Raw genomic sequence first — 13017 nt, forward strand, 5'->3', positions numbered from 1 at the left:
GGCCGGAAATGATGACAAATTTGCCAAAAACCGCGGCTGAAACCGCGCTTATCCGCCAGTTTGCCGGTTTGCAGCAGCAGGGGGTCTTTCCACCAGACACACAAAGGGCAGGCTTTTTGCCGTCTTTGCCGCAGCGTCAGGCCGCTATTGCCGCTCTTGGGGCGCATGGCCTGCCGACACGTCGGCTGGAAGCTTGGCATTATAGCGATTTGCGCCGCCTGCTGCCTGATATTGCTGCTTTTAGCGATAAAATAGACGGGGTGGAATTGCCGCCTTTGCTGGCTGAGGCGCCTGTGCTGACGCTGATTAACGGCCGGGCCGGGGAAGCGCCAAATTCAGGAAATAAGGTATTTAAAGCCATTTCTCTGGCTGCCAATAGTGAAGCGGAAACGCAATATGCCGGTTTTGACACTGAGCTGGAAGATAAAGGCGCTATTATCAGCCAGATAAATACGGCTTTTGCCCGGGACGGCTGGCATATTGAAGTGGCGGCCGGCAATAAGGCAGTTATTGAGTTGCAAAATATCCAAAATAGCGGTCAATCTCATAGCCGTTTGGCCGCCTCGGTCGGCAAAGCCGCACAACTCACGCTGATTGAGCGGCAAGCTGGCGATAATCAGGCCAGTTTCCTGAGTTTTGCCAGCCGGCTGGAATTGGCGGAAGAAGCGGAAGTCACCTGGATTATTGTGCGGCAAAGAGGCCTGAACGCGGCAGAACTGAACCGGTTTCAGGCGATTTTGGGTCAAAAATCACGCTTGCGGCTTTATGTGGTGAATCTTGGCGGGCAGCTCGTGCGGCAGGAAATCCATGTCGACCTGGCCGGCGAGGGGGCAGATTTTCAACTGCGCGGTATCAATCTGCTGGCCGGCAGTGCGCATACAGATAATACAATGGTGGTGCGCCATTTGGTAGAAAATACCGCTTCTACCGAAATTTTCCGCAATGTTGTGGCGGAACAGGCGCACGGTGTGTTTCAGGGTATGATTCGGGTAGCACAGGCAGCGCAAAAGACTGATGCGCGCATGGCCTGTAACAGTCTTATTCTCTCAGATGAAGCGGAATTCAGCGCCAGGCCGGAGCTGGAAATTTTTGCCGATGATGTCGCTTGCGGCCATGGCGCTACGGTGGCAGAAATTGACCATAATCATTTATTTTACCTGATGGCGCGCGGTATCCCCGAGGGTGCGGCGCGCATATTGTTGATAAAAGCCTTTGTCGGCGCCCTGCTGGACGAATTGCCGGAAAATCTGGCGGGAGCCTTGCATAAGGTTTTAGCCGCTTGGCTGGAGAGCCATTTCACGGCAGCCTGAAGGCAGGGGAAGGAAAAGCGGCATGATAAAAAACAACGCTATAGAGCTTTTGGATAATGCTTCTATCCGCCGCAACTTCCCCGCTCTGGCGACCAAAATTTACGGCAGGCCGCTGATTTATCTGGACAATGCCGCCTCGGCGCAAAAGCCGCAATGCGTGCTGGATAGCATGCAGCAAGCCTATACGCATTCTTATGCCAATGTGCATCGCGGCTTGCATTATCTGGCTAATGCCGCCACTGAGCTTTATGAGCAGGCGCGAGTAAGGGTGCAAAAATTTATCAATGCTGAGAGTAGCGACAGCATTATTTTCACCAAAAATGCGACAGAGGCGATCAATCTTGTCGCCTATAGCTGGGCGATGGCGCATTTACAGGCTGGCGATGAAATTATCTTAAGCCTTATGGAGCACCATTCCAATCTGGTGCCGTGGCATTTTCTGCGTGAAAGGCTGGGGGTCAAGCTGGTTTTTCTGCCGGTGGCGGCCGATGGAAGTTTTGCTATAGAGAGTTTGGATAAAGCGCTGAACAAGCGGACGAAACTGGTCGCCATAACCCATATGTCGAATATATTGGGCACAATTTTGCCGGTCAAAGAGATTGTCAAGCGCGCCCATGCCGATAATATTCCGGTTTTGCTCGATGGAGCGCAGGCCGCCGTGCATGAGAGGGTTAATGTTGGCGCGCTGGACTGTGATTTTTATGTGCTGACCGGGCATAAGCTCTATGGGCCGAGCGGCATTGGCGTTTTATATGGCAAGCGCGCTCTGCTGGCTGCTATGCGGCCGTTTTTGGGCGGCGGTGAAATGATTGAGACGGTAGAGCAAAATGCGGTCGTTTATAATGCGCCGCCGCACCGGTTTGAAGCCGGCACGCCGCCGATTATTGAAGCTGTCGGCCTGGGGCAGGCGCTGGATTATCTGGAAAATCTGGGGCGGGGTGCCGTTCACCTTTATGAGCAGGAATTGCTGGCCTATGCGCAGGCGCGCCTGGCGGTAATAAAAGATTTGCGCCTGCTTGGCACCGCCAAGGGCAAGGGGCCGATTATTGCCTTTAATCTGGCCGATATTCACCCGCATGATTTAGCGATGTTTTTAGATCGGCAGGGCATTGCCGTGCGCGCCGGCACCCATTGCGCCCAGCCTTTGCTCAATAATTTCGGCTTGACAGCAGTATGCCGTGCCTCGTTTGGCCTGTATAATAATAAGGCTGAAATTGATGTTTTGGCAGCCGAGCTTGAAAGAGCCAAAGCTTTTTTTAGCTGAGCTGAGGCAGGACACAAGAGAAGGCCAATATTATGACGGCGGACAATTCAAAAGCAGAAAAACAGGAGCAGCTTCTGTCTGTTTCCGGCTCAGCTTTGCCGGCGGAAGAGCTGGAGCGCCTGACTCAGGATATTATTGCCGCCTTAAAAACGGTTTATGACCCGGAAATTCCCGCCGATATTTATGAATTGGGGCTGATTTACCGAGTGGATATTGAAGATGACCGGCTGGTAAAAATTGAAATGACGCTAACCGCGCCCGGTTGCCCGGTGGCAGGGGAAATGCCGGGCTGGGTAGAAAATGCCGTAGCGGCGGTAGAGGGGGTAAGCGGCGTCGAGGTCAGCATGACCTTTACCCCGCCATGGACACCGGAGCGCATGTCGGAAGAAGCGCAAGTGGCGGTAGGCTGGTATTGAAGCGCGCGCTTTACCGCCGGCGCGCTGTTTTGCCGGCAAAACAAGGGGATACAATTTCTGGCTAATTGATATTATGCAGGGTTACATTATCACCGCATATTTCTTGGGCAATATTGGCGACATGGCGGTGATGGGTGAGATAAATCGCCTGACCTTTTTGACCGATATGCTGCATCAGCCGGCAGGCGGCGCGTGTTCGCTCTTCATCAAAACTTTCAAAAATATCATCACAGAAAAACGGCATATTGATACTTTTGCTTAATAAATCTTCATAAGCGGCAGCGCGCAAAGCCATATAAAGCTGGAAACGCGTGCCTTTTGACATTTCGGTTACGGCTTTGCTGGTATTATTGGACGCGATTGCCTGTAGAATTTCCGTATTGCCGTTTTGTTGGGTTTGCAAAGCCGGATAGGTGCCGCCGGTCAAAGCGGCAAAAGCGCGCTCGGCCGCCTGCAGCATCGGGCCGCGATGCGCCTTGCGCCAGGCAGTTTTAGCAGCCTGCGCCAGTTGCCACCCCAATTCCCGCCGCCAATATTCTTCCGCCTGTTCCTGCATTTCCAGCAGCAAAAGCTGTTTTTGCTGTTCTAACTGCGCCACTGTGTCACCGCCGCTTATCCGCTGTAACGCATTTTCTGCCTTGGCCTTGTCCGCCATGGCCTGGCGGTAATGCTCGTCCAGCACGCTCAATTCTTCCTGCTGCCGGGCAAAGGCGGCCTCTACAGCATTTTTCTCAGGCGCTATATCCGGCAAAGCCCGGTGCAGCTCGTCTAATTCGTTGTGCCGGCGCTTTATGGCCTGTTCCTTTTGCTCAGCCGCTGCTTTAAGCGGGATAAGGTCTGACAAAAGCGGCAGATTCTCTGCTATTACAGCAGCATTTATCCGGCCGTTAAAATATTCTTGCAGCAATGTCTGCCAAGCAGTTTCCGCCTGTTGCGTCTGCTGCTGATTCTGCTCCAGCTTTTGTTTTATTTGCTGCTGTTCGGCCAGAATATTCTGTTGCTCCTGTTCTTTCCGACTTATTTCCTTTTTGAGTGAAGTAATAGTTTCGACTTTTTTTTCTGCTGCGCTGACCAGCGCATAAAAATCTTCATTATCACTATTGAGGAAACGCAAAGACAAGCGGCATTGCTGTAAAATCTGCCGCAAGTCCTCTGCTTTGCTCAGGCAAGGCGCTTGCTTAGCGGCGCAAAGCTGCGCTTCCCCCTGCGCTTTGGCTGCATTTTCCAGTTTGCGCAGCCAATCGATAAAATCTTCCGGCGATAGCGGGCTTTGCAGGCCGCTATTTTCCTGCGCCTGCCGCAATTCTGTGTCGATCGCCTCTATATTGGTTGCCGCCAGTGCCTTTTGCCCTTGTATTGCGGCCAGCTCTTTTTCGATAGCGCTTTGCGCCTTTGACAAGTTTTCGCAATCTTTATAAAGGAGCCGCGCATCAAATTGCTTCTGCCGTAAGCGGGAATCCTTCTTTTGTAACTGGAAACATAAAAGAGCAATAACAGCAATAGCGCAGAATAAGAGAAAAGCTAGCATAAGCAGGGTCATAGATTTTCTCCTTTATTCTGCATTTCCGCCAGCTCGGCCTTAATCGCCTTCTGCTGCGCCAGCAGGGCGGCTTCTTTTTCACTCGCTTTATCATAGGCGCTTTTGGCGGCGCGCCTGTCTTGCAATAATCTTTCCGCATCGTGAGGGCTTAAGCCGGCAGCAGGCAGGGCAGTAAAATGCTCACCCTGCACGGTAGAGAGTTCCGCCAGTGCCGCTTGCGCGCGCTGCTCTGTTGATTTTATGCGTTCCTGCGCCGCCCGGTATTCCTGCTTTAATTGCCCGGCGTGGTAACCGCGCAAGGCGCTGGCCATTGTGTCATATTCCGCCGCCGGCGGCAGGTTTTGTTCAAGCTGGGCCAATGCCTGCTGTCCGGCCGTATAATTTTTCTCATTTTCCTCTAAGCCTGCGCTTATTTCTGCCTGTCTATCTACCAATTTCGCTGTTTTAGCGCGCGCCTGCCGCAAAGCCTCTATTTGCGCCGAGGTGAGGATAAAGGGACGCAATTTAGCATAAAGCGCCAGACTATTCTCGGCCTGCAACATATTTTCCGGCAGGCCTAAAACGGCCAGTTTTTCCACTATTTCGCCAAGCTTGTCGGCAAATTCTTTTTCCTGCGCCTGTAAATCCCGATAATTTTCCAGCGCTCTGGTCAGCCTTGTCTTTTTATCATCGGCTCTCTGTCTTTGCTGCCGATAGTTTTGCTCTGTTTCTTTGGCTGCGGCAAACTGTTCTTTTGCAGCCTGATATTGGCCGGCACTCATATCAGCGGCATCAATTTGCTCTTTCACTTCTTCATATTGCCGTTTTAATTCTCCCAGACGGGTACTTTTATTTTGCCCCTTATATATTTCTGCTGCTTTGGCTTTTTCTTCTTCCAGCAACTGCGATAAAACCGGGATACCGGCAGCCGAAGAAAACAGCAAATCCCCCAGCTCGCCTTTGCCGTCAATTATTTCCTGCGCACCTTTTTCTATTACTTCGTCATCAAGGCATAGCCGGTTGCGGTAATCTCCTTCGCCGCTAAAATTGCGTAAAAAGGGCTGGAGCCATGCTTCAGCCGGCTTGCCGTTTTTATCCAGCAGAACAGAGCCATGCCCTTGCGGTTGTCGTATTACTTCATAATTCTGCCCGTCTGCTTCCAGCACCGCGGCAAGTTTTAAATCTCGCCTTTGATAGTAGCTGTGAAACGCATATTTCTCATTTTTACGAATGCCAAATAACAGCCTTAGCCAGGCTTCCATTAAAGTGGTTTTGCCGGCTTCATTGCGCCCGTAAATAATATGAAAATCACTTTTCCCCGGCTGCTGAGAGCCGAAATCAAAGCTTTTATCGCTAAAATGGCCAAAAGCGCGTAATATCAACTTCTTGATACGCATTATTCATTTTCCTCTTCCGCCTGCTCGCCCGATTGCCCATAGGCGGAGAGCAGAGCAGCTATATTTTCTGCCCCGGCGGGCAGAAATCTTGCCGCCAGTTCTTCCGGCTTCATATCCTGCCATAATTTGCGCGCTTCCGGCGGTAAAAAACTGAGCAATTTGTTGATGTTTTTGAGCGAATCCTGTTGCAGCTCCGGCGTGCCTGCCGCTTTTTGCATCAAGGCGGTCAGCTCGGCCGCCGGCAGGGCATTTTCAGCGCTGCTGTCAGACTGATTGCTTGTCTCCCCAGTGAGCTGTAAATCCAGCTTCTCTACCCATATATTGCCGATATTGGCCGCTGCTTCGGCGGCGCTCTCCTGCCAATAATCCTCGTCGCGCGCTATTTGCCAATGCAGTTTTGTCGCCCCTTGCAGGCTGAGCCGCACTATGGCGTCAGAGGTTTTTACCGTGCGGCGCAATTCCTGCAGCGCGGCGGTTATTTTGTCATGCACGGCAGAAGTCTCCTCCACCCCGTCCAGCGCCACGGCGCAGCGATAAAAGGCCGTATCGGCCAGAATTTTGGCTTCTTCCTGCCATGTGCCATCTGCCGTCAAGCGCACCAGAGAAACCGATTTGTCACCTTCTTCGCCAATATCACGCCCTTGCGGCGCGCCGGGCATGACAATTAACGGGTTTTGCGCAGAATAGATCTGCCTTTTGTGAATATGCCCCAAAGCCCAATAATCATAGCCTTTAGCGGTGAGTTCTGCCACTGTGCAAGGGGCATAAATATCATGATTGGCAGCGCCGTTCAGCGATGTATGCAACAGGCCGATATTAACGGCATTCGCCACCGGCGGCGGGAATTTGTCTAAAAGATTAGGCGCCTGGCGCTTGGCAAAGCTGACACCATGCACATAAACAGCGCGGCCGCCCAAGGCTTTTTGCTCAAGCAGGGAAGAGCCGCCGCGCCCGCCAAAAATGGTGACATTATCCGGCCAGTCCATAATATCGGTTAGCGAATTTTCCGCATCATGATTGCCTTTAATGTAAAAGACCGGAATATTGGCAGTTTTCAGCCGCTCCAACTGCGCCCGCAAAAAAGCCAGGCTTTGCGCGCTGCGCCGGGCATTGTCGAAAACATCACCGGCCAGCAGCAGCGCCGCCACATTTTCTGCTATTGCCAGGTTGATAATTTTACGCAACACAGCGCGGCTGGCAATATGCACATGGTTTTGCAGCTCCCTGTTGCGCAAAGCCAGGCTGCGCAAGGGGGAATCCAGATGAATATCAGCCGTGTGCAAAAATTTTATCATGTTTTAAAAACCCGCATCAAGACCCTACAAGCAAAGAATCTGTCACAACAATCTCTGAAAAGCCATTGTTTTGCCAATATTTTTTGACAAAAAGCAAACTATAAGACAAGATATTACGCTTTGTAGCGTTATTTGATTGGCGCCGATAAGGCAATAATGTTTGGAACTTCTATATATTTTTTAACAGAAATCTATTGAGAGGCAGAAAGCCCGGCCGGCAAAAACCGTATCGGCGCTTTATCAGCCGTAAGGATTATCGAGTGCTCAGCCTGTTGACACAATATAACTGCCAAAGAACAAACAGAAAATGCGCAATAGATAAAAAAAGCCTGTGGCCGCGCCTTGCGGCTATAGCCGGCCTGTTTGCGGCCTTAATTGTCGCCGGCTGCACCACATTGCCGGCCGGCGAGAGTGGCGGTGCGGCAAAGACAATCACTGCACCGGCACTGAAAGCAAAAAATACGGCCCGGGCAAAAAGCTACAGGCCGTTCATGACAAGCCGCACTGCCGGCCATAAGGCTGTCATGACCGCCGCAGCCGGGCGCAATTATTCCAGCATTGGCCGTGCTTCCTGGTATGGTTCTGCTTTTCAGGGCAAACGCACGGCAAATGGTGAAATTTTTGATATGGGCAATTTGACTGCGGCGCACCGGACTATGCCTCTGCCCAGTTATGCCCGCATTACCAATTTGAAAAACGGCTCCTCACTGATTGTGCGGGTTAATGATCGCGGCCCTTATGCCCGTAATCGTTTGATTGATTTATCGCAAAGAGCCGCGCAATTATTGGGCTATCACCGCGGCGGCCTGGCCAATGTCAAGGTGGATTATGTCGGCCCGGCGCCGGCAAAAGCCGATGATAAAGCCTATTTGCGCGCTTCATATCATGCGGCAAAACCGACCGCCGCAGTGCCGGAGAGTCGCATCAAACCCGCGCAAAAAACTGTGGCTGAACCGGTGAGACCGGCTCAGGTGCGGGCAAACAGGAGTTTGTCCTACAGGGAGGAGAATGACGCTCCGCTTACCGGCAATAAAGCAATCGATTCTCTCTCAGCCTTAGTGCCGGGCAAGGCAGAGAGTGAAACCGCGCCGGCCCCCGCTATTATAGCAGGGCCGGCAAATCTGCCGGCAGAAACTTTTCCGGCGGCAGAGCAAAAAGCGACTTTTGCTGTGGGAGCCGGGCTTGCCGACAGGCTGCAAGCCGGCCTGTCTTTGCCGGCCGGCCTGGGCTTTGAAAAAGGCCTTATGCCTGATCTGCTTTCTTATGACAGTTTTGCCGCCGCTACCGGCAAAAACCCGGCCGCAATTTTGACTGAAAAAACAAAATCGCCGGAATAATTTGGCGGCTTTACTTTTCTTTTTGCTGCAATGGATTAGAATGGCCGGTATTAGCGGTGCTTTGCCTTGAGGACAGGGCGAAGCCGGGGTGCATATGAGGCGGAAGAGCAGTGAAACAAGCAGGCAAAAATCCTGAGCGAGGTTTGTTTATTTCCTTTGAAGGCGGAGAGGGCAGCGGCAAATCTACCCAGGTTCAAAAACTGGCAGAATCTTTGCAGGAGCAAGGTTTTGCTGTTACTGTCACGCGGGAACCGGGCGGCACAGCGGGGGCAGAAGCATTGCGCCATATTTTGCTCCATGCGCGCAAATTTCACTATAGCCCTTTGCTGGAAGCGATTTTGTTTGCGGCAGCGCGGCGCGACCATATAGAGCAACTTATTGCTCCCGCCCTGGCCGCCGGCCAAATTGTCCTATGCGATCGCTTTATGGATTCTACCCGCGTTTATCAGGGGCTGGCGGGGAAAGTGCCTGCCAATATGCTGGCTTTGCTGGAAGAAATTGCGGTTGCGCCTTATCGGCCGCATATCAGCTTTTTTCTGGATATTGCCGCTAAAACCGGTATGGCGCGGGCAGGCGGGCGGCGCAACTTGCAGGAGCAGGCCGACCGGTTTGAAAAAGATAATCTGAAAATTCAGGAGCAAAGGCGGCGAGCTTTTTTAAAAATTGCCCGCAAAGAGCCGGAACGCTGTTATATTATTGACGCAGACCGCCCGGCCGCAATAATAGCAAAAGACATTTTGGCGCGGCTTGACAACAAAACAGGGATAAAGGGATAAAGGTGACCGCCAGCAATCACTATGACAATCTTGCCGATAATATGCGCAATTTGCGCCTTTTCGGTCATGAGAATGAGCGGCAATTTTTACAAAAGCAGTTTTTAAGCGGGCAAATGCCGCATGCTTTGCTGTTTGAAGGCGGAGAGGGCATAGGCAAAGCGACATTGGCTTTTCATTTTGCTTATCATATCCTGGCCGGGCAACCGGCCCCCACAGGGCAGAATGCGGCAGAGCCATGGCCTCTCCCTGCGGCAAATTGCTCTATCTGGCGCAAAATGGAACAGGGTGCGCACCCCGGCCTGCTTTATATCAGCCGTGGCCGCGACCCCAAAAACCAGAAATTACGTCAGGCGGTAACGGTAGATGATGTGCGGCGTATCAGCCGGTTTCTACAGCAGACCGCGGCCGATAATGGCTGGCGCATTGTACTTATTGATACGGCCGATGAGATGAATCGCAATGCGGCCAATGCTGTTTTAAAAACTCTGGAAGAACCGCCGAAAAAAGCGCTGTTTATCCTGATTTCGCATAATGCGGGGCGGCTTTTGCCTACTATACGCTCGCGCTGTCAGGGGATTCGCTTTAAACCTTTGCCGGAACATATTATGCGCACGGCCTTATCATCGCTTGCTGCTTCTTTTGGTTATGATGAAACGGCGGCGCAAGACCCGGCGCTTATTGAACTGGCGGAAGGCAGTCTGCGCCGTGCCTTGCTTGTGCTGGCCGCCGGCGGGGCAGGAAGTGTTGCTATTGTCGAAGATCTGCTGAAAAAAACTGTTTTTCCGGTGCCGCAGGCACAAAACCTGGCCGATAATTTAAGCAAACGCGATAATGCGGCGGCCTGTAATGTGTTTTTGCAGCATATTATTGATTTTCTGCATCAACAGGCACGCTTTGCTGCCCGACAGGGGCACCTGGCACAGGCTGCCGCTCTGGCTGAGTTTGTCGGCAATCAGGAGCAGGCAATGCAGGAAGCGCAGGCTTTTAACCTTGATAAAAAGCAGTTTATTCTGGTATTGCTGCAACAGATTCACCAGTTTCTTCATGCCGGCAGGGCAGGTTTGCCGGCGCAATAGGCCGGTATTGGCGAGGCTGCTGCTTTTGACATTTTGCTGCCGTGCTTTTTTGTGACAAATTTAATGACAAAACAGCCTGAAAGGACTATGTAAAAGAGCAGGCGGGTGGAGGAAGAAATTCAGCTTTTTCAGGCTGCCCGGCGGATTATTTGAACATAATCAGGAAATAAATGTCTGAGAAATATTATATTGCAACACCGATTTTCTACCCCAATGGCAGGCCGCATATCGGCCATGCCTATAATGCTCTGGCGGCAGACAGCCTGGCGCGCTTTCATCGCCTGCAAGGGGAGGAGGTATTTTTCCTTTCCGGGACAGATGAACACGGCCGCAAAATGCAGCAGACAGCCGAACAAATGGGGCTGGCGCCGCAGCAATTAGCCGATAAAAACAGCGCTATCTTCAAGAATATGCTGCAAAAATTTGCTATATCCAATGATGAGTTTATCCGCACGACTGAGGCGCGGCACCATAAAGCCTGTCAGGCTTTATGGGAGAAAATGGCGGCAGCGGGCGATATTTATTTAAGCCGCTATGCCGGCTGGTATTCTGTGCGGCAGGAAGCCTATTATGACGAAAAAGATACGGAAACAGGGGAGGACGGTCTTCGGCGTGAAAAAGAGCTTGGCTCACCCGTTATCTGGAATGAAGAGGAAAGCTATTTTTTCCGCCTGTCGCATTATCAGGATAAACTGCTCAAGCTTTATGCTGAAAATCCGGCCTTTATCGGCCCGGCCGAGCGTTATAATGAAATTGTCAGTTTTGTGCGTTCCGATTTGCGCGATCTTTCTATTTCGCGCACCAGTTTTGATTGGGGTGTGCCGGTGCCGGGCGACCCCAAACATATTATGTATGTCTGGGTTGATGCCTTGACCAATTATTTGACCGCTCTTGGCTATCCGGACGAAAAAAGTGCGGCTTTCCGCCGTTTCTGGCCGGTCAATGCCCATATTATCGGCAAGGATATTATTCGCTTCCATGCTGTTTACTGGCCGGCTTTTCTGCTGTCGGCGGGGATAAATTTGCCGCAACATGTTTTTGCCCACGGTTTTTTGCTCAATCGCGGTGAAAAAATGTCAAAATCTGTCGGCAATATTGTTGATCCTTTTGCTTTGGTAGATAAATTCGGTCTGGATTCCGTTCGTTACTTTTTTTTGCGTGAAATCCCCTTCGGACAGGACGGTGTTTTTGACGATACAGCAATTATCAATCGCATTAACGCTGATTTGGCCAATGATTTGGGTAATCTGGCCCAGCGTTCTTTATCAATGATTGCCAAAAATTGCGGCAGTCTGGTGCCGGAACCGGGAGAATTCACAGCAGAAGATAAAGCTCTGCTGGCCTGTGCCGATACTATGCCGGCTGAGATAAAACAGGCTATGGCAGATTTTGCGCCGCATATGGCTTTGCGCCGCATTTTTGCCATAATTGCTGAGACCAACCGTTATTTTGCCGCGCAGGAGCCGTGGAAATTGCGTAAAACAGATGAAAAGCGATTTGCCACTGTGCTTTATGTAACGGCTGAAATTATCCGCCGCGCTGCTTTGCTGCTGCTGCCTTTTATACCGCAATCGGCCAATGTTCTTCTGGATATGCTGGCCGTGCCGGGAGATGAGCGCCTGTTTAAACATATAACCGGCAGAAAACTGGCAGCAGGGGCGGCCTTGCCGCCGCCGCAGCCGGTTTTTCCTCGTTTTGTTGCGGCCAAAGAAGAAGGCGGTCATGCCTGAAATTGATAAACTCTACTGGATAGATACACATTGTCATTTGGATTTTGATGTTTTTGCGACCGATCGCGCTGCTGTTATTGCGCGCGCTTTGGCGCAGAATGTGCGGCGACAAATCACTATTTCTACTCGCATAAGCCATTATGCACAGTTACAGGCTTTGGCTGAAGCCTGGCCTTCTGTCTTTTTCACAGTCGGCACACACCCATGCAATGCGCATGAAGAGGCCGAGCAGGCGGTAAATATAGAGCAATTACTGGCTTTAAGCCGCCACCCCAAATTAGTGGGCTTTGGCGAGGCAGGGCTGGATTATCATTATAGCCGGGAAACAGAAGCAGCGCAGAAAAGAAGCCTGTCTCTGCATATTGCGGCGGCGCGACAAACGCAATTACCGCTGATTATTCATAGCCGTGACGCTGATGAAGATATGGTAGAAATTTTACGCGGCGAGAGCGCCAAAGGCCGCTTTCCTTTTATTTTGCACTGTTTTTCTTCAGGAAAAAAACTGGCGCAAACGGGGCTGGAACTGGGTGGTTATATTTCCTTTTCCGGTATTGTCACTTTTAAAAATGCCGATATAGTGCGGGAAGCAGCGGCCGCTACACCAAAAAATCGCCTTTTGCTGGAAACAGATGCTCCTTATCTGGCGCCCGTGCCTTATCGCGGTCAGAGTAATGAACCGGCTTTTGTGGTAAAAACGGCAGAATTTCTGGCAGAATTCCTGAATATGGAAAAATCTGCCCTGGCGCAGCAAACAACGGAAAATGCTTATGCTATATTTAAAAAAATGCAACCTGCTTGAGCGCAGGGGTAAGCGCAGAGCTTTTTGAATGCTGGAAACAAAGCCCTTGCTATAAATATTTCTGTAAATAACAGGGCTGAGGCAAAGGGTGAGCAATT

Annotated in this window: 11 protein-coding genes; 8 read left to right on the plus strand and 3 right to left on the minus strand. The window is 51.3% G+C overall.

The window, feature by feature from the left end; all coding sequences use genetic code 11:
- Positions 1-8 precede the first annotated feature (8 nt).
- From sufD to DPQ22_RS06720, 3 genes are read left to right on the plus strand one after another with little or no spacing between them, the layout of a single operon-like run.
- Complete coding sequence (gene sufD / locus DPQ22_RS06710) at positions 9-1310, plus strand: Fe-S cluster assembly protein SufD (protein ID WP_150214389.1); 1302 nt, start codon at positions 9-11, stop codon at positions 1308-1310.
- A gap of 22 nt (positions 1311-1332) precedes the next feature.
- Positions 1333-2574: an aminotransferase class V-fold PLP-dependent enzyme gene (locus DPQ22_RS06715; protein ID WP_150214391.1), complete on the plus strand. Its 1242-nt coding sequence runs from the start codon at positions 1333-1335 to the stop codon at positions 2572-2574.
- A 32-nt stretch (positions 2575-2606) separates the two neighbouring features.
- The gene (locus tag DPQ22_RS06720; protein ID WP_150214393.1) at positions 2607-2990 is read left to right on the plus strand and encodes an SUF system Fe-S cluster assembly protein; all 384 of its coding nucleotides are present in this window, start codon (positions 2607-2609) and stop codon (positions 2988-2990) included.
- A 61-nt stretch (positions 2991-3051) separates the two neighbouring features.
- On the opposite strand, the gene DPQ22_RS06725 is transcribed toward DPQ22_RS06720, so the two are convergent.
- From DPQ22_RS06725 to DPQ22_RS06735, 3 genes are read right to left on the minus strand one after another with little or no spacing between them, the layout of a single operon-like run.
- Positions 3052-4530 carry an ATP-binding protein gene (locus DPQ22_RS06725; RefSeq protein ID WP_150214395.1) on the minus strand — a complete coding sequence of 493 codons (1479 nt, stop codon included), beginning with the start codon at positions 4528-4530 and terminating at the stop codon, positions 3052-3054.
- A complete protein-coding gene (locus DPQ22_RS06730) occupies positions 4527-5906 on the minus strand; it encodes an AAA family ATPase (protein ID WP_150214397.1) in 1380 nt (459 codons plus the stop codon). The genes DPQ22_RS06725 and DPQ22_RS06730 overlap by 4 nt, the downstream gene beginning before the upstream one ends.
- Positions 5906-7201: a metallophosphoesterase family protein gene (locus DPQ22_RS06735; RefSeq protein WP_150214399.1), complete on the minus strand. Its 1296-nt coding sequence runs from the start codon at positions 7199-7201 to the stop codon at positions 5906-5908. Before DPQ22_RS06735 ends, DPQ22_RS06730 begins: the two co-directional genes overlap by 1 nt.
- A gap of 194 nt (positions 7202-7395) precedes the next feature.
- Between DPQ22_RS06735 and DPQ22_RS06740 the strand changes: the two genes are divergently transcribed.
- From DPQ22_RS06740 to DPQ22_RS06760, 5 genes are all read left to right on the plus strand, one after another.
- Positions 7396-8538, plus strand: a complete 1143-nt coding sequence (locus DPQ22_RS06740; RefSeq protein WP_246681522.1) for a septal ring lytic transglycosylase RlpA family protein — start codon at positions 7396-7398, stop codon at positions 8536-8538.
- A 110-nt stretch (positions 8539-8648) separates the two neighbouring features.
- Positions 8649-9314, plus strand: coding sequence for a dTMP kinase (gene tmk, locus DPQ22_RS06745; protein ID WP_246681523.1), 666 nt, complete (start codon positions 8649-8651; stop codon positions 9312-9314).
- 2 nt (positions 9315-9316) lie between these two features.
- On the plus strand, positions 9317-10390 hold the full coding sequence (locus DPQ22_RS06750; protein ID WP_150214401.1) for a DNA polymerase III subunit delta': 1074 nt from the start codon (positions 9317-9319) through the stop codon (positions 10388-10390).
- A 170-nt stretch (positions 10391-10560) separates the two neighbouring features.
- Positions 10561-12120 carry a methionine--tRNA ligase gene (gene metG, locus DPQ22_RS06755; protein ID WP_150214403.1) on the plus strand — a complete coding sequence of 520 codons (1560 nt, stop codon included), beginning with the start codon at positions 10561-10563 and terminating at the stop codon, positions 12118-12120.
- Positions 12113-12919: a TatD family hydrolase gene (locus DPQ22_RS06760; protein ID WP_150214405.1), complete on the plus strand. Its 807-nt coding sequence runs from the start codon at positions 12113-12115 to the stop codon at positions 12917-12919. Before metG ends, DPQ22_RS06760 begins: the two co-directional genes overlap by 8 nt.
- Positions 12920-13017 lie beyond the last annotated feature (98 nt).

Origin of the sequence: Candidatus Tokpelaia sp., assembly GCF_008636115.1 — a bacterium.
Lineage (GTDB): Bacteria > Pseudomonadota > Alphaproteobacteria > Rhizobiales > Rhizobiaceae > QLZD01.

Excerpts from the sequence above, each read along its gene's own strand:
- sufD (WP_150214389.1), top strand. The coding sequence starts at position 9 with ATGATGACAAATTTGCCAAAAACCGCGGCTGAAACCGCGCTTATCCGC.
- DPQ22_RS06715 (WP_150214391.1), top strand. The coding sequence starts at position 1,333 with ATGATAAAAAACAACGCTATAGAGCTTTTGGATAATGCTTCTATCCGC.
- DPQ22_RS06720 (WP_150214393.1), top strand. The coding sequence starts at position 2,607 with ATGACGGCGGACAATTCAAAAGCAGAAAAACAGGAGCAGCTTCTGTCT.
- DPQ22_RS06725 (WP_150214395.1), bottom strand. The coding sequence starts at position 4,530 with ATGACCCTGCTTATGCTAGCTTTTCTCTTATTCTGCGCTATTGCTGTT.
- DPQ22_RS06730 (WP_150214397.1), bottom strand. The coding sequence starts at position 5,906 with ATGCGTATCAAGAAGTTGATATTACGCGCTTTTGGCCATTTTAGCGAT.
- DPQ22_RS06735 (WP_150214399.1), bottom strand. The coding sequence starts at position 7,201 with ATGATAAAATTTTTGCACACGGCTGATATTCATCTGGATTCCCCCTTG.
- metG (WP_150214403.1), top strand. The coding sequence starts at position 10,561 with ATGTCTGAGAAATATTATATTGCAACACCGATTTTCTACCCCAATGGC.
- DPQ22_RS06760 (WP_150214405.1), top strand. The coding sequence starts at position 12,113 with ATGCCTGAAATTGATAAACTCTACTGGATAGATACACATTGTCATTTG.